Origin of the sequence: Mesorhizobium alhagi CCNWXJ12-2 (assembly GCF_000236565.1) — a bacterium.
Classification (GTDB): Bacteria; Pseudomonadota; Alphaproteobacteria; order Rhizobiales; family Rhizobiaceae; genus Allomesorhizobium; species Allomesorhizobium alhagi.
Map to the genome: position 1 here is coordinate 19,697 of NZ_AHAM01000095.1, position 19,977 is coordinate 39,673.

General features: G+C 63.2%; 20 protein-coding genes. 6 read left to right on the forward strand and 14 right to left on the reverse strand.

Annotated elements, in window-relative coordinates:
- Positions 1-11: 11 nt before the first annotated feature.
- From MAXJ12_RS11860 to rpoZ, 10 genes are all read right to left on the reverse strand, one after another.
- Positions 12-2,747, reverse strand: coding sequence for a DUF2339 domain-containing protein (locus tag MAXJ12_RS11860; protein WP_008836102.1), 2,736 nt, complete (start codon positions 2,745-2,747; stop codon positions 12-14).
- Positions 2,748-2,874: 127 nt separating this feature from the next.
- Complete coding sequence (locus tag MAXJ12_RS11865) at positions 2,875-3,393, reverse strand: PaaI family thioesterase (protein ID WP_008836103.1); 519 nt, start codon at positions 3,391-3,393, stop codon at positions 2,875-2,877.
- Entirely contained in the window at positions 3,390-4,151 is a 762-nt protein-coding gene (recO, locus tag MAXJ12_RS11870; protein ID WP_008836104.1) for a DNA repair protein RecO, read from the reverse strand. Before recO ends, MAXJ12_RS11865 begins: the two co-directional genes overlap by 4 nt.
- An 18-nt stretch (positions 4,152-4,169) precedes the next feature.
- A complete protein-coding gene (gene era / locus MAXJ12_RS11875; RefSeq protein WP_008836105.1) occupies positions 4,170-5,084 on the reverse strand; it encodes a GTPase Era in 915 nt (304 codons plus the stop codon).
- Positions 5,081-5,800 (reverse strand): ribonuclease III, encoded by a 720-nt coding sequence (rnc, locus tag MAXJ12_RS11880; RefSeq protein ID WP_008836106.1) that lies wholly within the window; start codon positions 5,798-5,800, stop codon positions 5,081-5,083. Before rnc ends, era begins: the two co-directional genes overlap by 4 nt.
- Positions 5,801-5,806: 6 nt before the next feature.
- Positions 5,807-6,556, reverse strand: a complete 750-nt coding sequence (lepB, locus tag MAXJ12_RS11885) for a signal peptidase I (protein WP_008836107.1) — start codon at positions 6,554-6,556, stop codon at positions 5,807-5,809.
- A gap of 90 nt (positions 6,557-6,646) precedes the next feature.
- Complete coding sequence (gene acpS / locus MAXJ12_RS11890) at positions 6,647-7,048, reverse strand: holo-ACP synthase (RefSeq protein WP_008836108.1); 402 nt, start codon at positions 7,046-7,048, stop codon at positions 6,647-6,649.
- Between the two features lie 4 nt (positions 7,049-7,052).
- The gene (pyrE, locus tag MAXJ12_RS11895) at positions 7,053-7,631 is read right to left on the reverse strand and encodes an orotate phosphoribosyltransferase (RefSeq protein WP_008836109.1); all 579 of its coding nucleotides are present in this window, start codon (positions 7,629-7,631) and stop codon (positions 7,053-7,055) included.
- A 15-nt stretch (positions 7,632-7,646) separates the two neighbouring features.
- Positions 7,647-9,872, reverse strand: a complete 2,226-nt coding sequence (locus tag MAXJ12_RS11900) for a RelA/SpoT family protein (protein ID WP_008836110.1) — start codon at positions 9,870-9,872, stop codon at positions 7,647-7,649.
- A gap of 126 nt (positions 9,873-9,998) precedes the next feature.
- Entirely contained in the window at positions 9,999-10,400 is a 402-nt protein-coding gene (gene rpoZ / locus MAXJ12_RS11905) for a DNA-directed RNA polymerase subunit omega (RefSeq protein ID WP_008836111.1), read from the reverse strand.
- Positions 10,401-10,668: 268 nt separating this feature from the next.
- Between rpoZ and MAXJ12_RS11910 the strand changes: the two genes are divergently transcribed.
- The 4 genes from MAXJ12_RS11910 (at position 10,669) to MAXJ12_RS11925 (ending at position 12,561) form a co-directional block, all read left to right on the forward strand.
- The gene (locus MAXJ12_RS11910) at positions 10,669-11,250 is read left to right on the forward strand and encodes a LabA-like NYN domain-containing protein (RefSeq protein WP_008836112.1); all 582 of its coding nucleotides are present in this window, start codon (positions 10,669-10,671) and stop codon (positions 11,248-11,250) included.
- 4 nt (positions 11,251-11,254) lie between these two features.
- Positions 11,255-11,929: a uracil-DNA glycosylase gene (locus MAXJ12_RS11915; protein ID WP_008836113.1), complete on the forward strand. Its 675-nt coding sequence runs from the start codon at positions 11,255-11,257 to the stop codon at positions 11,927-11,929.
- A gap of 121 nt (positions 11,930-12,050) precedes the next feature.
- Complete coding sequence (locus MAXJ12_RS11920; RefSeq protein ID WP_008836114.1) at positions 12,051-12,251, forward strand: type II toxin-antitoxin system RelE/ParE family toxin; 201 nt, start codon at positions 12,051-12,053, stop codon at positions 12,249-12,251.
- A 4-nt stretch (positions 12,252-12,255) separates the two neighbouring features.
- Positions 12,256-12,561: an addiction module antidote protein gene (locus MAXJ12_RS11925; protein WP_008836115.1), complete on the forward strand. Its 306-nt coding sequence runs from the start codon at positions 12,256-12,258 to the stop codon at positions 12,559-12,561.
- 9 nt (positions 12,562-12,570) lie between these two features.
- On the opposite strand, the gene smpB is transcribed toward MAXJ12_RS11925, so the two are convergent.
- Together smpB and dapA are read right to left on the reverse strand one after the other, a co-directional pair.
- Complete coding sequence (gene smpB, locus MAXJ12_RS11930) at positions 12,571-13,047, reverse strand: SsrA-binding protein SmpB (protein ID WP_008836116.1); 477 nt, start codon at positions 13,045-13,047, stop codon at positions 12,571-12,573.
- Positions 13,048-13,263: 216 nt separating this feature from the next.
- Positions 13,264-14,145 carry a 4-hydroxy-tetrahydrodipicolinate synthase gene (dapA, locus tag MAXJ12_RS11935; protein ID WP_008836117.1) on the reverse strand — a complete coding sequence of 294 codons (882 nt, stop codon included), beginning with the start codon at positions 14,143-14,145 and terminating at the stop codon, positions 13,264-13,266.
- 234 nt (positions 14,146-14,379) lie between these two features.
- On the opposite strand from dapA, the gene MAXJ12_RS11940 reads away from it, so the two are divergent.
- Positions 14,380-16,464, forward strand: coding sequence for a lytic transglycosylase domain-containing protein (locus tag MAXJ12_RS11940; protein ID WP_008836118.1), 2,085 nt, complete (start codon positions 14,380-14,382; stop codon positions 16,462-16,464).
- A 115-nt stretch (positions 16,465-16,579) separates the two neighbouring features.
- Positions 16,580-17,464 (forward strand): alpha/beta fold hydrolase, encoded by an 885-nt coding sequence (locus tag MAXJ12_RS11945; protein ID WP_008836119.1) that lies wholly within the window; start codon positions 16,580-16,582, stop codon positions 17,462-17,464.
- Between the two features lie 87 nt (positions 17,465-17,551).
- Here the strand turns inward: MAXJ12_RS11945 and MAXJ12_RS11950 are convergent, their stop codons facing one another.
- A complete protein-coding gene (locus MAXJ12_RS11950; protein WP_008836120.1) occupies positions 17,552-18,679 on the reverse strand; it encodes a porin in 1,128 nt (375 codons plus the stop codon).
- A gap of 394 nt (positions 18,680-19,073) precedes the next feature.
- A partial coding sequence (locus tag MAXJ12_RS11955; RefSeq protein WP_008836121.1) for a porin occupies positions 19,074-19,977 on the reverse strand: 904 nt, incomplete at its 5' end.

The window sequence follows — 19,977 nt, forward strand, 5'->3', positions numbered from 1 at the left end:
GCGCCTACCGCCTACTGCGCCTTTGCAGGCTCGTCCGTCCCGGCGGCGCGCGTGAGCAGCCGCTGATAAAACAGCCCGATGCCGATCAGCACTGCGCCAAGGCCGATGAAGGACAGCGCGCGCAGCACGCCTTCCAGTTCCGACATGTCGAACAGGAACACCTTGGCGACTGCAATGGCGATCAGCGCGCCCGATGCGATGCGCAGGATGTACGACTTCTGCCAGACGCCGGCGATCAGCAGGCCGACGCCCATGGCCAGCCAGAGCGCCGAATAGGAATAGGTCTCGAACTGGCCGAGCCCACTCCAGAAGCCGATGAACTCGCCTTTGAACAGCCGCCGCGCCGACAGCGTCGCATAGGCAAAGGCGAGCGCCGCTCCGACCAGCGCAAGCATCGCCGGATACCAGCGCGGGCGTTTCCCGCGCGCGTAGAGCGCCAGGGCTCCGGCGGCGATTGCCGGCAGCAGATATGCCAACAACAACAGATTGAAAAACGGAAGCCGTCCGGTCGACTCGTCGGTAAACAGCGGGTTCAGGATGAGGAAGTGATTAGAGACGATGAGAATGGCGGACACGCACCCGGCTGCAATCGAGCCGTAGCGCAGCACCGGACTCGGCGAACGCATGTCGAGCGCGATGAGGATCGCTCCTGCCCCGAGCGCAAGCAGCGTGTAGATGGCCTGCTCGGCGAGAGTGGGGTCGCTGGCGTCTATCACGCCGCCATGCATGGCGTGGCGCACCAGCATTGCAATCGTCAGAAGCGAAAACAGCGCGGCGGCGGCTTCCATGACCAGGCGTGGGCGGCCTGCGGTCGTTAGCGCCAATTGCCAGGCTGCAAAACCGAAGGCGAGCGCCGGGATGCCGTATCCGGGCAGGAGCGCGTTGAACAGCGGCTTCTTCCCGAGAGCATCCGCGCCGACGATCGTCGGATCGACCGCGACACGCGCCATCACGACGATCGCCGCGCCTACGCAAAGCCAGCCCAGCACGGGATAGCTGCGCTGCCGCGTCGCCAGTGCAGGTAGCGCAGCCGCCGCGCCGACAAGAACCGTCGTCAGGCCGGGCCCGAACGCCATGTGCAGCATCAGGACGAAGGCGACGCACGCCCCCGCCAGCGCGAAGGACACGGACAGGCCGCCGGTGAGCGGCGGGTTTTCGGCCTTGGCGATCATTTCGCCGCCGGCCGTCAGGATTGCGCCGAGCAGCAGCGCCACGATGGCGAGGCTGTAGTCGCGATCGGGATTGCCGTAAATGATCCAGACCGCCGCGAGGATAGCGAGCGGCGCCAGCGCTGCCCATCCCGCCCAGTGCGCGCCGCGAACCGGCGCTGATGCCGCAAAGTTTCTTGCGCTCCAAAGGCCTGCGGCCAGGAAGAGCGCGCCGATCGCAGTTCCGACATAGGGCATGAGTGCTGAAAACGGGGTGGCGGGAAAACCCTCTATGACCAGGCTTCCGCCGGCAAAATCGAACGCGAAGGAGCCGGTCAGCGCCGCACGCGCGTAGGCGGCGACGGACGCAGCGCCGGCGGCGTGGAGAAGTGCGAGTGCGCCCGGGCGATAGAGCGCGACAGCGACCATTGCCGCGATCAGAACGGCGCCGTAGAGCGCGCCGCCCGCGGCCTGATGGTCAGCGTTGATCAGCAGCGATAATGCCGCAAGCGCAACCGACAATGCGGGAATGGCTGTCGGCCAGTCGAAGGCAACCGGTGCTTCCTCGCCGCCGTAACGCCAGCCAAGCCAAATCAAGGCCAGCGACAGCAGGATGACGAAGTTGATGAAAAGCACGACGGTGAAGTCGACCGTGTCCGATCCGGCCATATGGACCTGGCACCAGAGCCCGGTTCCGGCGAAGGCCGCGCCGGCGAGCAAGCGCCAGTCGCGCAGCCTTGCGATCGCGGTCGCGGCCACCAGCACGATCGCCAGATAGCCGAACAGCGCCCAGGCGTTCGGGGCTTCAGATGCAACGAGCAGCGGCGTGACAAGCGAGCCGAGCAGGCCGAAGCCGGCCAACGCCTGCCCGTGCAGAAGAGCGGCAGCGATTGCGCCGACGCCGATGATCCCCATCAGCACGAAGGCGAGAGCCGGCCCGATGAAGCCATAGACGCCGTGCGCGGCATAGACCGCCCCGAACAGGGTGAAGGCGCCGGCGGCGGTCAAAATGCCGGGGATGTAAGCGTTGTTGCCGCCGTTCAGCGGTATCTCGAAGCCGGTGCGGCGGATGAACTCGCCTGCGCCGGCGAGCGCCAGGCCGAGCAGCGCCGCCATTGTCAGGCGCACTCCGGGGCCAAAGATGCCGGCCTCGATCGAATAGCGGATCAGGAACACGCCGCCGAGCGCCAGCGCTATGCCGCCGACCCAGACTGCCCAGCGCGTGCCGAGTGCCGTTTCGATATCCGCCTTTGCAGCCGCCGGGCGGACAGCAGCCGCAGGCGCGGCTTCCGCCGGCGCATCCCTCCCCTTGACCGTCCCCCATGGTCCGGCCGGCTCGGCAGATTCACCGGCATCTTGCTCAACGGCCGCAACCTCGCCATCCGCGGCCGGTTCGCCGATCCGCTCGATCACGGCAGCGGGCGCCTGTTCTTCCGCCACCGGCGGGGCCGCGGCAGCCGGCGGCGTGGAAATGACGCGGGAGCGCAGCGCGCCAAGCTCGCGCTCGACCAGCTTCAGACGCGTGTTCAGGCGAATGACGATCACAATGAGCGCCACGAGGCCGAGCGTGCCCATGAGCCCGAAGCTGTCGAAAAACATGGCCGTTCCCCCGAATTCAGCCGTGGCAGTTCGTATTTGCTATAGCACAGTCCCGAAAAGTTGCAGACATGCGGACAAGATAATCAATAGGTTAGAGCCCAATCCGACCTCATCGGAAGATCAGGCTCTAGCGCGCCGCCAGATTGGCGACCGGAAAGATCGAGCAGGTTTCGGTGCCGAAAGCGAGCAGCTTTCCCTGCCCGTCCTTCAGCGTCGCTTCCGAGACGGCAAGCGTGCGGCCCTTGTGCACGACACGGCCCTCGCAGACGACCTCGCCGGTTTTCGGCGTGATCGGCCGGATCAAATTCACCTTGAACTCGGCCGTGGTGTAGGCCTCGCCCTTCTCCAGAAGCGTCTGGACCGAGCAGGCCAGCGCCGAATCCATTATGGTGGCGGCCCAGCCGCCATGGACGCCGCCCAGCGGGGTGAGGTGACGCTCGCCCGGCAGGCCGCGAAACACGGCCCGGCCTTCCGAGACTTCGGTCAGGGCGAAATTCAAAAGCGCCGAGATGGGCGGCGCGGCATATTTCCGGTCAATGATCCGCTGCAGAAGCTCGATGCCGGAAAATCTGGCTATGTCTTCGAAGGGAATGGTGCCGAGGCCGAGTGGGGAGACGTAACCCGGGAACAGTTCGACCTCGCTCATGCGGCATGTTCTCCGGTGCTGTGCGGTTCGTTAGGGCGGCGCTTTCGGAGCGCCGCGAGAAATCCGGCCCTTGCATCGGGCGCGTCCATTCCGCGGGGCTCGTAGACATGGCGCGAGAAGAAGAAACCGGTGAGCCGGAAGGCGTCCTCGATCGCCGCACGGTCGGCACGCGGGCCGGAATTGCCGAGCAGAAAGGCGGGCAGCGCCAGCATCTTCCCGCTCCATGGCGCGCCGGCGGCGCGTGAAACCGCACGGCCGGTTTTGGGCGACACATAGGCGAGATCGCTGCGCGCGCCGGTGGCGGCGCATTGCGTCAGATCGAGCCCGAAGCCGAGTTCGTCGAGCACGAGCAGTTCGAAGCGCACGACGAGTTCGCCCGCCATCTCCGGATCGTCGATGTGCTCGATCATCAGGCCCAGCATCTCGTAAAGCCCGGCGTGCGGATCGCGCTCGGGCAGCAAGCGCAGATGGGCGGCAAGCGTCTGCAGTCCATAGACGGCGACGGCGCTGTCGAACAGGCGCGCCGCATTGAGTTCCAGCGGCTCGGCCTGGAAGGTGCCGAGATGTTCGTCAAGGCGCGCCCGCCAGATCAGGTCGACGCGGTTGCCCGCCTGCAGCAGCGGCTGCTGCTTGCGCGAGCGACCGCCGCGCACCAGTCCAAGATGGCGACCATGCGCACGCGTCATTACCTCAAGTATGACGCTGGTTTCGCCATGCTTGCGGGCGCCGAGTATGATTCCTTCGTCGCGCCATTCCATCGCCGGAGAGTTTACTCCTCAGTGCGGGAATTCAAGCCCCATCTCGCGGTAGCGCTCGGGGTCGTCGCCCCAGTTCTCGCGCACCTTCACGAACAGGAAGAGGTGCACCTTCTGTTCGAGGATTTCGCCGATGTCCTTGCGGGCTGCCTGCCCGATCGAGCGTATCGTCTCGCCTTTATGGCCGAGAACAATCTTTTTCTGGCTGTCTCGCTCGACATAGATCACCTGCTCGATGCGCACCGAACCGTCCGGCTTCTCCTCCCATTTTTCCGTCTCGACATGCGACGAATAGGGCAGTTCCTGGTGCAGGCGCAGATAGAGCTTTTCGCGGGTGACCTCGGCGGCGAGCTGGCGCATCGGCAGGTCGGAGATCTGGTCCTCGGGGTAAAACCAGGGGCCGACCGGCAGCGTTTCGGCGAGATGGTCGAGGATCGCGTCGCATCCGGCACCTGTGAGCGCCGAAACCATGAAGGTGCGCTGGAAATCGACGCGCTCATTGGCGGTCGCGGCCAGCGCCAGCAGGCTTTCCGGCTTGACCCGGTCGAGCTTGTTGAGCACCAGGATTTTCGGCTGGCGGACACCGGCAAGGTTCGTCAGCATGGCGTCGGCGTCGCCCTTGATGCCGCGTTCGGCGTCGATCAGCACCAGCACCACATCGGCATCCTTCGCGCCGCCCCAGGCGGTGGTCACCATCGCCTGGTCAAGACGCCGCCGCGGACGGAAAATGCCGGGCGTATCGACGAAAACGATCTGCGCATTCCTGTGGGTGGCGATGCCACGGACGATGGCGCGCGTCGTCTGCACCTTGTGGGTGACGATCGACACTTTCGCGCCGACGAGCTGGTTGACGAGGGTCGACTTGCCGGCATTGGGCGCGCCAATCAGGGCAACGAAGCCGGAACGCGTCTCGGGCAGGCTTTCAGTCTCGGTCACGACAGCTTTCCTTCTTCTTCCCAGACGCCTTCGCGGATCAGGAAGGCCGCGGCCGCGGCCTGCTCGGCCGCCTGCCTGGATGGGCCTGCGCCGCTGATGGCCGGAAAGCCTTCGGCCGCCACTGACACCGTGAAGATCGGCTCGTGGTCCGGTCCTTCGCGGCTGATGATGGAATAGTTCGGCCTCAGCCCGTCGCGCTGCGCCAGCCATTCCTGAAGCTCTGTCTTGGCGCTGCGCAGCAATTTCGCCACCGCTTCCGCGCGGTGCTCCCAATGGCGGGCGATGAACGCGCGGGCTGGTTCGAGGCCCCCGTCTAGATAGATCGCGGCGATGAGCGCTTCGACCGCGTCGGCGAGCGCGTTTCCGACCCGCTGGCCCTTCGCGGCCTTCGCCACCGGGTCGGCATGGATCAGTTTGTCCAGCCCGATCTCGATGGCAATCACGCCGCAGCTTTCGCCGCTCACCAGCGCGTTGAGACGCACCGCCAGTTCTCCCTGGCGGGCGTCGGGATAGCGGCGAAACAGCATTTCCGCGATGACGAGGCCCAGCACCCGGTCGCCGAGGAATTCCAGCCGCTCATTGTCCGCGCCGTCGGAGCCCCTTTTGCTCGCATGGGTCAGCGCCCGCCGCAGCATCGCGGTGTCGCGGAAGACGTATCCGGTCCGCTCCCCGATCGCCTCCGCGAGTTCATGTTCGGAAAGGCGCTTGGCGGCCATTCTTGGTCAGCGGACGAAGTCGAACAGGCGCGACGGGCGCATCTGCGTCGGCCATTTCCATATTTCAAGCGGGCTAGCACCCTCGGCAATCGAGAAGAAGATGATGTTGGCGCGGCCGACCAGATTCTCCTCCGGCACGAAGCCCACCGAGAAGCGGCTGTCGGTCGAATTGTCGCGATTGTCGCCCATCATGAAATAATGGCCTTCGGGAACGATGAATTCGCGCGTGTCGTCGCCGATCGAATTGGGCGTGAGGTCGAGCGTATCATAGCTGACGCCGTTGGGCAGCGTTTCGCGATAGACATCGACCGGGCCGCGGACTTCGGTGATGTCGGGATTGTCGATCTGCCCGACCTTCTCGCGCGGGACTGCCTGGTCATTGATGAACAACTGGCCGTCCCTCACCTGTATCCGGTCGCCGGGCAGGCCGATGACGCGCTTGATGTAGTCGAGCGAAGGGTTGGGCGGCAGCTTGAATACGGCCACGTCGCCGCGTTCGGGCGCGCTGCCGAAGATACGGCCGGAAAAGATGTTCGGTGAGAACGGCAGCGAGTGGCGCGAATAGCCGTAGGACCATTTGGTGACGAAGAGATAATCGCCTTCGAGCAGCGTCGGCCGCATGGAACCCGACGGAATCGAGAAGGGCTGAAACAGGAATGTCCGGATGATCAGCGCCAGAATGAGGGCCTGCACGATGACGCTGACGGTCTCGCCAAGCCCGCCGCTTTTCTTCTCGGTTTTTTCAGCCACGCTCATGAAGTCCTCGTTTCGTCGGTTGGGGTATAAGGGCTCGACGCGCGCGGGGCAACGTCCATGCCGGTGGCAAAAGCGCCAAGAAGATGGCCGTTATTCGACCGGAAGCGCCTCGACGATCACGAAGGCTTGCGCCAGCGGAAAGTCATCCGTGATCGTCAGATGGATTGCCGCACGATGGCCGGATGGCAGCATCTTTTCCAGCCGCGCCGCTGCGCCGCCGGTCAGATGCATTGTCGGCTTGCCTCCCGGAAGATTGACCACGCCCATGTCGCGCCAGAACACGCCCTGCGACATCCCCGTGCCGAGCGCCTTGGCGCAGGCCTCCTTGGCGGCAAAGCGCTTGGCGTAGGAGGCGGCACGCTGCCTGCGGCGGTCCGACTTAGCCTGCTCGATCTCCGTGAAAATGCGGGCGGTGAAGCGCTCGCCATAGCGGTCGAGCGATTTCTCGATGCGGCGAATGTCGATCAGGTCGCTGCCAAGTCCAATAATCATCGTATCAAATGTTCCGGCTGCCCGGCTTGACTGCCGGCAAAGCCGCCAGTTCCGGCGGCAATTGGTCGACCGGATAGGCCGGCACCTCGTATTCGGCGAGCGCGATCAGCGGCACTCCGACATCGGTCTTGCCCGCCGAGCGGTCGATGATGCAGGCGGCCGCGGCCACCTCGGCCCCGATCTCGCGCAGGCAGTCGATCGTCTCGCGTATCGACAGCCCGGTGGTGACGATGTCCTCGACAATCACGACACGCGCACCTTTCTCAATCTCGAAACGGCGCAGCCGGAACTTGCCGTCCTCGCGTTCGACCCAGATCGCCGGTGCGCCGAGATGGCGCGAAGTCTCATAGGCCGGAATGAGCCCGCCGATAGCCGGTCCAACGACATAGTCGATTTCGCCCGGAACTTCGGCGCGAATCTTGTCGGCAAGCGCGCGGCAGAGCTTTTCCGTCTTGTCGGCATGCATGAAGACGCGCGCCTTTTGCAGGAATATGGGGCTCCTGAGGCCGGACGTCAGGATAAAGTGCCCCTCGAGCACCGCGCCCGCCTCGCGAAAGATTTCCAGAACTTCGGTCGCGTTCATCGTCACTCCGATGCCTTAGCCATTGACACGCCGCGCTTCGCTGACGCTCGAATTGTCCTTGAGCTGCGACAGCAGCCGGTTCAGGTGTTTCAAATCCCACACTTCGAGATCGATCAGCATTTCAGTGAAGTCTGGAGCGGTGCGCACCATCGACAACGTATGAATGTTGGCGTCGTTGACCGCGACCACCTGCGCGATCTCGGCCAACGAGCCCGGCGCGTTGATCGCCGTAACCGAAACCCTGGCCGGAAAGCGCTCCTTGGTCGCCTCGTCTATATCCCAGCGCACATCGATCCAGCGCTCCGGCTGGTCGTCGAAATCGGTTAGCGAGGGCGACTGGATCGGGTAGATGGTTATGCCGGTGCCCGGCTGGACGATGCCGACAATGCGGTCGCCCGGCACCGCGCCCTCCGGCGCGAAACGAACCGGCAGATCGCCGCTGATACCCCTGATCGGAACACCATTGTCCTTGGCTTCTCGCTTCTCTTTGCGCGATGCCCGACCGGGGATCTGGAACAGCATGCCGGCGGCGTTGCGTATCTTCGACCAGCCCTCTTCGCGCAGCTTCGGCGCCGGCGTGATGCGCTCGTCCTTGTAGTCGGGATAGACGGCCTTCATCACGTCGTTGGACGACAGTTCGCCGCGCCCCACCGCGGTCACCACGTCGTCGACGTCCTTGCGGGCCAGACGATGCAGCACGGGCTTCAGGCTGTCCTTGGAGAACTGCTTGCCGGCGCGCTCGAAGGCGCGCTCGAGGATGCGGATGCCGAGGCCGGAATATTGCTTACGGATCGCGTTCTTGGTGGCGCGGCGGATGGCGGCGCGCGCCTTTCCGGTCACCACGATCGATTCCCAGGCGGCAGGCGGCACCTGAGCTTTGGAACGGATGATCTCGACCTCGTCGCCATTCTTGAGCTCGGTCATCAGTGGCATGATGCGGCCATTGACCTTGGCGCCGACGCAGGTGTCGCCGACATCGGTGTGGACCGCATAGGCGAAATCGATGGGCGTCGCGCCGCGCGGCAGCGCGATCAGCATGCCCTTCGGCGTGAAGCAGAACACCTGGTCCTGGAACAGCTCCAGCTTGGTGTTTTCGAGAAAATCCTCCGGATTGTCGCCCTCGGCAAGCTGCTCGATCGTGCGCCGTAGCCACGCATAGGCGTTGGTTTCCCTGGAAATGGCGTGGCTGGCGCCATTCACCTTGCCGCCCGTATCCTTGTAGAGCGCATGCACGGCGACGCCGTATTCAGCGACCTTGTTCATCTCGCGCGTGCGGATCTGCAGCTCTATGCGCTGGCGCGACGGCCCGACGATCGTGGTGTGGATCGAGCGGTAGTCGTTCTGCTTGGGCGTCGAGATGTAGTCCTTGAAGCGTCCAGGAACCATCGACCAGGTGGTATGGATCGCGCCCAGAGCGCGGTAGCAATCCTCAACCGTGCCAACGATCACGCGAAAGCCGAAAATGTCGGAAAGCTGCTCGAAGGAAAGCGCCTTCGCCTCCATCTTGCGGAACACCGACCACGGTTTCTTCTGCCGGCTTTTGACGACCGCCTCGATCGAATGCTTTTCAAACAGCCCGGACAGCGACTTCTCGATCTCCTCGACCACGCCGCGGTTGCGCTTGAAAATGTCGGCGAGCCGCTCGGTGACCGTGCGGTAGGCGTCCGGGTTTATGTAGCGGAACGCCAGTTCCTCCAGCTCCTCGCGCATACCCTGCATGCCCATGCGCCCGGCAAGCGGCGCATAGATCTCCATGGTCTCCTCGGCGATGCGCAGGCGCTTCGCATCGGGAACATGGTCGAGCGTGCGCATATTGTGCAGCCGGTCGGCGAGCTTGACCAGGAGAACGCGCACATCCTCCGAGATCGCCAGCAGCAGCTTGCGCAGATTCTCGGCCTGCTCAGCCTTTTTGGAGACGAGGTCCAGCTTCTTGAGCTTGGTCAGCCCTTCGACCAGCTTGCCGAGATCGGGGCCGAACAGCTCGTCGATCTCCTGGCGGGTGGCCGTGGTGTCCTCGATCGTGTCGTGCAGCAGCGCGACGGCGATCGTCGCCTCGTCCATGTGCATTTCGGTGAGGATCGCGGCGACTTCGAGCGGATGCGAGAAATAGGGATCGCCCGAGGCGCGCCGCTGGTGCCCATGCTTCTGCATCGCATAGACATAGGCCTTGTTGAGCAGCGCCTCGTTCACGTCGGGCTTGTAGCGCTGGACGCGCTCGACAAGCTCATACTGACGCATCATGGGCTAAGTCCCGGACAATAAAAGAAATCATGCGCCGCATCGGACGATACGGCGCATGCCATAGATAACCACCAAACCGCCGGCGCGAAAGTGCCGGCCTTTGTTTAAGCGCTGCGGAGAGAGCTCTTAGTAGTCGTCGCTCTTTTCGGGCGCTACCAGGCCCTCGATGCCGGCGAGCAGATCCTCTTCCGTCATGCGGTCGAAGGTGATGTTTTCTTCCGCTTCGTCGGTATCCGCGGCAATTGCTGCGGCGTCGGTCTGGTCGGTCAGTTCCTGATCGTCGCTCTCGGGCTCATCGACCTCGACATGCTTCTGCAGCGAGTGGATCAGATCTTCCTTGAGATCGCCGGGCGACAGCGTCTCATCAGCGATCTCGCGCAGCGCAACGACCGGGTTCTTGTCGTTGTCGCGCGGCACGGTGATCTGGGCGCCCTGCGAGATCTGGCGGGCGCGGTGGCCGGCCAGGAGCACCAGTTCAAACCGGTTGTCGACCTTGTCGATGCAATCTTCAACGGTTACGCGGGCCATGGATTGCCCCTTTCATACGATGATGTAATGGAAAACAGGCGCGGTCCATAACCCGAACGCGCGCCAAACACAAGCTTTCTGCGCGGCCGCGCAGGTGGCCAACCGACGCCGAGATCACATTTTCTTGCTTCGGACCGTCAAGCCTTGGAATGGGCCGGGGTGAACTCTAATTTCATTATCAGGCGGCCGGAACGTATTTCCCGTGCAACCGAGGGGCCAGCGCCCGCGTATTTAAAGTGATTGCTGTTTTTGTAGGGATATTACGGCCATGTTTGATCCTCGCGAAAAGATCGCCCTTTTCATCGACGGCGCCAATCTCTACGCCACCTCGCGCTCGCTCGGCTTCGACATCGACTATCGCAAGCTGCTATCGAGCTTCCAGAAGCGCGGTTATCTGCTACGCGCCTACTACTACACCGCGCTGGTGGAAGATCAGGAGTATTCGTCGATCCGTCCGCTGATCGACTGGCTTGACTACAATGGCTTCAAGGTGGTCACCAAGCCGGCGAAGGAATTCACCGATTCCACCGGCCGCCGCAAGATCAAGGGCAATATGGACATCGAGCTCACTGTCGACGCATTGGAGCTTGCGGAAGTCGTCGATCACTACGTGATCTTTTCCGGCGACGGCGACTTCCGCACGCTGGTCGAGGCCTTGCAAAGGCGCGGCCGCAAGGTCAGCATCGTGTCCACCATGGCCTCGCAGCCGCCTATGATATCCGACGATCTGCGCCGCCAGGCCGATCATTTCATCGACCTGATGACGCTCAGGAGCGAGATCGGACGCGATCCTTCGGAGCGGCCGGTGCGGCGCACCGAGCCTGCCGAAGCCGAGGAAAGCGAATTTTGACCGCGTGACCCGCCAGTTTTTCGCCGAGCCCTCGCACGATTGTCCGCTCTGCCCGCGTCTCGCCGACTTCAGGACGGCTTGGCGCATTCGCGAGCCTGGCTGGTTCAACGGGCCGGTGCCGACCTTCCTGCCGCCGGAAGGCGAGGACGCCGTGCGCTTTCTGATCGTCGGCCTGGCGCCCGGCTTGCGCGGCGCCAACCGCACCGGCCGTCCCTTCACCGGCGACTACGCCGGCGAGCTGCTTTACGACACGCTCATCCGTTTCGGCTTCGCCCGCGGCCGCTTCGAGGCGCGTCCGGACGACAGCCTCGAGCTGATCGGCACCGCGATCACCAATGCGGTGCGTTGCGTCCCGCCCGAAAACAAGCCCGTCGGCATGGAGATCGCAACCTGCCGCGCTTTTCTCACGCCGACCATCGCACGCTTTCGAAATCTCGAAGCGATCCTGACACTGGGCACCATCGCCCACCAGTCGACCGTCCGGGCGCTTGGAAAGCGCGTGATCGAATACCCGTTCAGGCACGGCGTCAGCCAGGGCGCCGGCGCGGTCAGGCTTTTTTCGAGCTACCACTGCTCACGCTACAACACCAACACCGGGCGCCTGACGACGAAGATGTTCGTCGAGGTGTTCGAGGAAGTGGCTGGGTTCTTACAGGACGGAAAGCTGCCGGTCGCTTGACATTTGTCAACCACAGTTTACGATCTGTATATGCAGGTCCTTAGAACCGCAGCTTTCATAGACTGGCTTGGAGAGCTTCGCGACGGGACCGCGAAAGCACGGATTGCTCGCAGAAGATCGGATGATCAGTGGCAATTTCGGTGACGTGAAGTCGGTCGGAGAAGGTGTAAGCGAGCTGAGGATCAACCATGGTCCGGGATATCGCGTCTATTTCGCTCGACGCGGTTCGCTGACGATCTTGCTGCTCTGTGGCGGAGACAAAGATTCTCAAACCAGAGATATCGCCCGCGCCAAGACTCTCGCCCGTCAATGGAAGGATTGAAGCGATGAAATTGGAAACAAGACCGTACGACGCCGCGGAATTTCTCGACAGTGATGGGGCGCTTGAAGAATATTTGAAAGCAACCTGCGAGGACGGCAGCGCAGCCGAGATCGCGCATGCTCTCGGCGTTATCGCTCGTGCGCAGAACATGACCAAACTTGCAGAGAAGACCGGATTGTCGCGGCAGGCGCTTTACAAGGCATTGAGCGGCGACGGCAATCCGGAATTCGCGACGATCATGAAAGTCGCCGAGGCGCTTGGCCTGCGGGTGACGTTCGTCAGCGCCGAAACCGGTCGAGACGCCGCCTGAGGTTCAGCCTTACCCCCGCTCCTTGAGCAGCCGGCCCTTCTCGCGGTTCCAGTCGCGCTGCTTTTCGGTCTCGCGCTTGTCGTGCAGTTTCTTGCCCTTGGCCACGGCGAGCAGCAGTTTTGCGCGGCCCTTGTCGTTGAAGTAGATCTTCAGCGGCACCATGGTCATGCCTTCGCGCTCGACGCTCTGCGCCAGTCGCGCCATTTCGCGCTTGTTGAGAAGGAGTTTTCGCCGGCGGCGCGGCTCATGGTTGAAGCGGTTGGCCTGCAGATATTCCGGCACATAGGAATTGATCAGCCAGATCTCGCCGCCTTCGACCGAGGCGTAGGATTCCTGGATGTTCGCCTGCCCCTGGCGCAGCGACTTGACCTCGGTGCCGGTCAGCGCAAGCCCGGCCTCGACCGTGTCGAGCACCTCATAGGAAAAACGCGCCTTGCGGTTTTCCGCGACGGTCTTGTTGTTCGGATCGGATTTCTTCTGGTTCATGATGTCATGTACTTTAGGTGCCTCCTTCGAGGCTCGCTACCGCTCGCACCTCAGGGTGAGGGCGTTGTGCGATTCCTGTGACGGCAATCGCTACAGAGCCGGGCGATTGATCGACGCACTTCCCTCATCCAGGGGTGCGATCGGTAGCGAGCCTCGAAGGACGCACAACGAGGGACCATCACATGGCGGCTGCGATCGGCTTTGGCAAGAGCCGGCTTAATTGATCAACCCGGCATGTTTCATGGCCGCTTCGATCTTCTCGGCGGTGGCGTCCTCGACCGTCACCAGCGGCGAACGCACGGCATTCTCTAACTTTCCTAGCCGTGACAGCGCATATTTCGACCCGGAGACGCCCGGCTCAATGAAGATCGCCTTGTGCAGCGGCATCAGCCGATCCTGCAATTCCAGCGCCTTCTCCTTATCGCCGTTCAGTGTCGCTTCCTGGAATTCGGCGCAAAGTCGCGGCGCAACATTCGACGTGACGGAAATCGCGCCGACCCCGCCATGCGCGTTGAAACCAAGCGCCGACGCGTCCTCGCCGGAAAGCTGGATGAAATCCTTGCCGCACGTCATGCGCTGCTCCGACACGCGCTCCACCTTGCCGGTGGCATCCTTCACGCCGACGATGTTCTTGAAGTCGTGCGCCAGCTTCCCCATCGTTTCCGGCATCAAATCGATCACCGAGCGCGGCGGGATGTTGTAGATCAGGATCGGCAGGCTGGTCGACTTGGCGACCGCCGCGAAATGCGCGTAGAGCCCGCGCTGGGTCGGCTTGTTGTAGTAGGGCGTCACGACGAGAACTGCGTCGGCGCCTACCTCTTCGGCATAGCGTACCAGGCCGATCGCCTCTTCCGTGTTGTTGGAGCCCGCACCGGCAATGACCGGCACGCGGCCCCTCGCCGTTTCCACGCAGGCCTTCACCACCTGGCGATGTTCGTCATGCGAGAGCGTCGGCGACTCGCCTGTGGTGCCTACCGGGACTAGGCCCTTGGTGCCCTCGGCGACCTGCCATTCGACCAAGGCGCGAAACGCTTTCTCGTCGAACCCGCCACTCTTTTCGAATGGTGTCACGAGCGCAGTCATCGAGCCTCTCAGCATTACGTCCAACTCCCTGCAACCCTGCGGTTGGCCAGTCCTTTTCGAAATTTCGCGGCTTTCTATCCGAAAGCGAAGCCGCGCACCATAGTCTTGCCACTGATGGGCGGCAAGGGTGTGTTGGGCCACGACTTTTGAGGCATTGGGCGTTCGCACGGGCGACTGGGTTCACTTGCAGAATCTGAGCTTTGCGGACCCGCTCCTCTTGGTCGTGCAGGAACAGGGACAGAGAACACCATGCCATTTGATTGGCCGACCCGTTTTGTGCTTGCGGGAGTACTCGCAGCCTTCGGCCCGGCCGCGGCATTCGGCCAGTCGGGCGAGTTGCCCTACGCGCCGATCCCGAAGCCGCGTCCGCAAGCCGCGATCGAGAAGAATTTCGGACCTGGAGCCTCGAAGGCCTCCGTTGCGATCCGGCCGGATAATGTCGTTGGCCAGCGTGGCTTGGCCCATACCGCGAAGCTGGAATCCGGCCTTGACGCGCTTTCGGATGGAGAAATCGGGGAGGCTCGCGAGGTGCGCGACAGCCTTCCGGCGCAGTCGCTCGACCGCCACATCCTGACTTGGGCGATCGCTGTCAAAGGCGGCGGACTGGCGCCGGCCAGCGACATCGCCGCAGCGCAGGCGCTGCCGGACTGGCCGGGGACGAAGGCGCTGCAACGCAACAGCGAGAGAGCGCTTTATCGCGACATGTCCGATCCGCAAACCATTGTCGAAGCGTTCAGCAAAGCCCCGCCGCAAACGTCGTCAGGCGTGATCGTGCTTGCCCGTTCGCATATCGAGCTTGGCGACCGCGAGGCGGCGCGGGCGGTGCTGTCGCCGTTCTGGCGCAAGGAAAAGCTCCCGCCGAGGGACGAGGCGGCGATCATCAGGGAGTTCGGCGGGATCATTCCGGCCGCCGACCACCGCGCGCGCATGGAACGGATGCTCTATTCAGACCGGGTGAATTCGGCCAAGCGCGTTGCAGCGCTCGCCGGAGCGCAATCATTGGCCGACGCCTGGGCAGCGGTGATCAGGGGCAACCGCGATTCCGGCAAGCTTCTAGAGAAAGTGCCGGCAGACCAGCGCTCGGCTGGCTGGTTTTTTGCCAAGGCCAAACATCTGCGTCGGAGCGAAAAGTTCGCCGAAGCGGCGGAAGTGATGCTCAAGGCGCCTACGGATGGCGCCGCTCTCGCCGATCCCGACGCATGGTGGGTCGAACGCCGGGTGCTTTCGCGAGAACTCGTCGATCAGGGCGACATGAAGACCGCCTACAAGATCGCCGCCGCTCATGCGGCGGAAAATCCGACAAACGTGGCAGACGCCGAGTTCCATGCCGGCTGGTACGCGTTTCGCGGTTTGGGCGACGCCAAGACCGGTGCGCGCCATTTCTCCCGTATCGCCGAAATCGCCGAGGGCCCGATTTCACTCTCGCGCGCCTACTACTGGCTCGGCCGCGCGGCCGAAGCCGGCGCGTCGGGCGACGCCAAAGCCTATTTCGAGCGCGCCAGCGCCTATGGCACGACGTTCTACGGGCAACTGGCGGCACAGCGCATCGGGCGCGACAGCATCAGAGTTGGCTACCCGCGCCCGTCGATGGCCGACCATGAGAAATTCGTGAGCCGCGAGCCCGTAAGGGCCATCAAGCGGCTTGAAGCCGCCGGCCAAGAAAGCCTCGCCGACATGCTCTATCGCACACTCGCCGAGGAACTCACCAGTCCGGGCGAACTGACGCTGCTCGCCGTCATGGCTGAAAACCGCGGCGACCATTTCCTGGCGCTGAAGATCGGCAAGATCGCGTCTTCGCGCGGCATCGACATCGGCTCGCTTGCGCATCCGATGGGCGCCATTCCCTCGTCGGCGAACATCTCGGGTTCAGGCAAGGCGCTCGCCTACGCGATCGCCCGCCAGGAGAGCGAGTTCAACGTCGCTGCGGTGTCCGGCGCGGGCGCGCGCGGCCTGTTGCAACTGCTGCCAGGCACGGCAAAGGAGGTGGCGAAGAAGGCCGGCGTGACCTATTCGAAAGCGCGGCTGACCACTGACGGCGGTTACAACGCCACGCTGGGCGCTGCCTTTCTCGGCGAGCAACTCAACCGCTTCGACGGCTCCTACGTGCTGACTTTCGTCGGCTACAATGCAGGGCCGGGCCGCGCCCTGGACTGGATCAAGCGTTATGGCGACCCTCGCGGCCAGGACATAGACGCAGTGGTTGACTGGATCGAGAGCATCCCGTTCACCGAGACGCGCAGCTATGTCCAGCGCGTGATGGAAAACTATCAGGTCTACAAGATGCGCCTGTCGGGAAAATTCGACATCGTCGGCGATCTGATCAACGGCCGCTGAGAAAAGCGGCCGGCGTCGATGGCAGCCTTCTCCTCCCCGTCTCTTCCGGCGTTCGCCATTTGACCCGGCAATCCCGCGCCTGTACCTCCTGAGGGATACAGGCAGGGAACTGGCGATGGCGGACGAAGGCTTCAGCGATTTTTACTACTCCTCGACCGACGGGCTGAAGCTCCATGCCAGGATCTACGGCGACGACGCGACCGGCACGCTCCCGGTCGTCTGCCTGCCGGGATTGACCCGCAACGCGCGCGATTTTCATGACCTTGCGCTCCATCTCTCGCGCGACGCGAAGACGCCACGCAAGGTGGTGGCCTTCGACTATCGCGGTCGCGGCGGTTCCGCCTATGACAGAGAGTGGCAGAATTACAATATCGGCGTCGAAGGCGGCGACATTGTCGCCGGCCTGATCGCGCTTGGCATCGAGCATGCGGCGTTCATCGGCACGTCGCGCGGCGGGCTGATCATCCATGCGCTGGCGGCAACGCGCCCCGGCGCGCTCAAGGCGGTGGTGCTCAACGATATCGGCCCGGTCGTCGAAGGCGAAGGTTTCGCCCATATCCGCGCCTATCTCGAGCGCGCGCCGAAGCCGGCGAGCTTTGCCGAGGCCGTCGCCTTCCAGCGGGGCACGCATGGCCAGGCGTTTTCGGCGCTCACCGACCGGGATTGGGAGCGGATGGTGCGAGCGCTCTACAGGGACGAGGGCGGAAAGCCGATCGCCGACTTCGATCCGGCATTGCTGAAAACCGTCGCCGACCTGGATCTCAGCCAGCCGCTGCCGTCGCTTTGGCCGCAATTCCAAGGCCTCACCAGCGTGCCGATGCTGGCGATCAGAGGCGAAAACTCGAAGCTGCTGTCGGCAAGGACGCTGGAAGAAATGGCGCGGCGCCACCCCTCCATCGAGACCATCACCGTCGAGGGCCAGGGCCATACCCCGATGCTGGAGACCGGCCTGCTCCCCGCCCGCATCGAAGCGTTTCTCGACCGGGCGTATCCCGCCTGATTATCAGGCGCCTGCCGCTGATCAAGACCAAACAAAAAAGACCCGGCGGTTGCCCGCCGGGTCTTTGATCGACTCTGCCAGTTTTTATCAGAATGAGCGCTGGATACGCAGGTAACCACCATACTCGTCGCCATCGTTATCATCATTGTCGTCACCGAGATTGTCGTAATAGGCGATCTCGGGCGTGATGCGCAGCCCCGGAACCAGCATGTAGGCCACGTTCGCGACCGCCGCGAAGGCTTCCGATTCGTCATAGGACAGCTGGACGTTGACGGTCGCCTTTTCAGTCACTTCCATCGAGGCGCCGCCCCAGACGGCCCAGTCGCCGTCCCAGGTCGCGTAGTAGCTGCCGGTATCGGTCGAACTGTAGCCGGCGAGAATGAAGGCGGTGATCCGGTCCGTCGCGTTCACGTCGAGACGCACCTTGCCGGCCCATTCGTCCCACACGGAGTCGTAGCCGACTGCCGCAGAGACGCCGCCCCAGCCCTGCGTCAGCGACGCGCCCGCGACGACGTGCGGAACATAGCTGTCGAGGGTATAGCTTGCGGTGAAATCGGCCACGCCGTCATCGTCAAGATCGAAATCCCGATCCCCGGCGCCCTCTTCCAGAGCGATCGCCGCCTGGAAACCATTGCCGCCCGTAAAGGTGTAGGAGATCTGGTGGGTGCGGTCCGGCTCATAATCGACGAGATCGTCATTGACCACGCCGCCGGCAAAGCCGGTCATTGTCACGAACAGCGAGTCGGTCTTGCCGACTCGGAAGCCGCCGAGTTCGATATAGGCATGCTCGATGTCGACCGCGTCACGGGCGTCGGTGATGCCGCCGACATCGTTGGTCGTGTACTGGAAATTTATGTGCGCATAGGTGCGCAAAGTGCCGAGCTCCGTCTCGGAACGGGAGTCGATCTGCAAAGCCGCGCGGGCGCGCTTGTAGTAGGTGTCGTTCTCGTCTTCGATGCCGTTCGCCAAATCTTCCTTGTCGAAGACGTCCTGGTGCCCGAAGAGGCCGACGCCGATGTCATAACGGAGGTAGCCGCCGACGCGCAGGCAGGTCTCGGTGCCGGGGATATAGAAGAATCCGGTGCCGTACGTGTCGCAGACGCGCACATATTCCATCGGCTCCGGCTCGGCGATCACGACCGCATCGGCCGCGCGGGCCCCGGAAACCGCGGCCAAGGCCGCGGCAGAGCCGAGAAGCAGGGTTTTGAAGTTCATGGTAGCTCCTTAGGATTAGGGCGAGGTCAAGCTGTAGCAATGGTTTGTGACATGCTTGCCCCGGCGGAATCAGTTGCCCCTCCCGGACGGCCCTCTCTGCCCCGGATTCAAAACTTGTTCAATGGTGAACCATTATTTTAGCGATTGCGCATCTGCCAACCGAGCAGGATTGCATTGCTCGCAACCGCAGCATTCGCACGGACTTCGCCGGCCGCGCATCGCCGTGAGCAGTCGTCTGTCCTAATGAAAATCCGGCGGTGGCCCGCCGAGCCGACAGGCGTTCTGGTCCGTGCAAATCGCCATCACTTGTCCGTTCGCCGAATCCGAGGAGGCGCGCAACAAAAAAACCCGGCGGTTGCCCGCCGGGTTTTCTCAAATCGACCTGCAGGTCGATTTAGAACGTACGCTGGAAGCGGAGGAAGCCGCCGATCTCATCGTCTTCATCGTCAAGATCATCGTCGTCGGCGAAATTGTCGACATAGACGATTTCAGGCGTGATCACGAGGCCCGGAACGAGCTCGTAGTTCACGTTCGCCACGGCAGCGAAGTTCTCGACTTCGTCATAAGACAGCTGGACGTTGATCTTGGTCTGCTCCGAAACGGTGAAGGTGCCACCGCCCCAGACAGCCCAGTCGCCGCCCCAGTTGCCGTAGAAATTCGGACGGTCGGCAGTGAAATCGACAATGCCATCGCCGTTGAAGTCGAAATCTTCATCAGCACCGGACTTGTAGCCGGCCATGATGAAGAGAGCGAGTTGTTCGGTCGCGTTCACGTCCAAGCGAACCTTGCCGGCCCACTCTTCCCAGTTGGCGTCGTAGCCGGCAACAGCCGAGATGCCGCCCCAGCCCTGCGTCCAGGCCAGACCGCCGACAACATGCGGGACATAGCTGTCGAGCGTGTAGAGGTTGCCGGTGTCAACATCGGTGATGCCATCGCCGTCGATATCGACCTCGAAGTCACCGCCGTCACCCATTTCTAGAGCGACCGCCGCAGAGAAGCCGTTGCCGCCGGTGAAGGTGTAGGCGATCTGATGCGTTTCGAACGGACCGTAGCCGATCAAGTCGTCCTGGATCACGCCGCCGGCATAGCCGGTGAAGGTCGAGAACAGCGAGTCGGTCTTGCCGATGCGGAAGCCGCCGAGTTCGATATAGGCATGCTCGATAGCGAGCGCGTCGTTCGCCTCGGTGATGCCGTCCGGATCATTCGTCGTATACTGCATGTTGATCGCGGCGTAGGTGCGCAGGGTGCCGAGCTCGGTTTCCGAACGGCTGTCGACGCGCAGCTGGAAGCGGGCGCGC

Coding starts and splice junctions, on each gene's coding strand:
- MAXJ12_RS11860 (WP_008836102.1), bottom strand. CDS start 2,747: ATGTTTTTCGACAGCTTCGGGCTCATGGGCACGCTCGGCCTCGTGGCG.
- MAXJ12_RS11865 (WP_008836103.1), bottom strand. CDS start 3,393: ATGAGCGAGGTCGAACTGTTCCCGGGTTACGTCTCCCCACTCGGCCTC.
- recO (WP_008836104.1), bottom strand. CDS start 4,151: ATGGAATGGCGCGACGAAGGAATCATACTCGGCGCCCGCAAGCATGGC.
- rnc (WP_008836106.1), bottom strand. CDS start 5,800: ATGGCCGCCAAGCGCCTTTCCGAACATGAACTCGCGGAGGCGATCGGG.
- lepB (WP_008836107.1), bottom strand. CDS start 6,556: ATGAGCGTGGCTGAAAAAACCGAGAAGAAAAGCGGCGGGCTTGGCGAG.
- acpS (WP_008836108.1), bottom strand. CDS start 7,048: ATGATTATTGGACTTGGCAGCGACCTGATCGACATTCGCCGCATCGAG.
- pyrE (WP_008836109.1), bottom strand. CDS start 7,631: ATGAACGCGACCGAAGTTCTGGAAATCTTTCGCGAGGCGGGCGCGGTG.
- MAXJ12_RS11900 (WP_008836110.1), bottom strand. CDS start 9,872: ATGATGCGTCAGTATGAGCTTGTCGAGCGCGTCCAGCGCTACAAGCCC.
- rpoZ (WP_008836111.1), bottom strand. CDS start 10,400: ATGGCCCGCGTAACCGTTGAAGATTGCATCGACAAGGTCGACAACCGG.
- MAXJ12_RS11910 (WP_008836112.1), top strand. CDS start 10,669: ATGTTTGATCCTCGCGAAAAGATCGCCCTTTTCATCGACGGCGCCAAT.
- MAXJ12_RS11920 (WP_008836114.1), top strand. CDS start 12,051: ATGATCAGTGGCAATTTCGGTGACGTGAAGTCGGTCGGAGAAGGTGTA.
- MAXJ12_RS11925 (WP_008836115.1), top strand. CDS start 12,256: ATGAAATTGGAAACAAGACCGTACGACGCCGCGGAATTTCTCGACAGT.
- smpB (WP_008836116.1), bottom strand. CDS start 13,047: ATGAACCAGAAGAAATCCGATCCGAACAACAAGACCGTCGCGGAAAAC.
- dapA (WP_008836117.1), bottom strand. CDS start 14,145: ATGCTGAGAGGCTCGATGACTGCGCTCGTGACACCATTCGAAAAGAGT.
- MAXJ12_RS11940 (WP_008836118.1), top strand. CDS start 14,380: ATGCCATTTGATTGGCCGACCCGTTTTGTGCTTGCGGGAGTACTCGCA.
- MAXJ12_RS11945 (WP_008836119.1), top strand. CDS start 16,580: ATGGCGGACGAAGGCTTCAGCGATTTTTACTACTCCTCGACCGACGGG.
- MAXJ12_RS11950 (WP_008836120.1), bottom strand. CDS start 18,679: ATGAACTTCAAAACCCTGCTTCTCGGCTCTGCCGCGGCCTTGGCCGCG.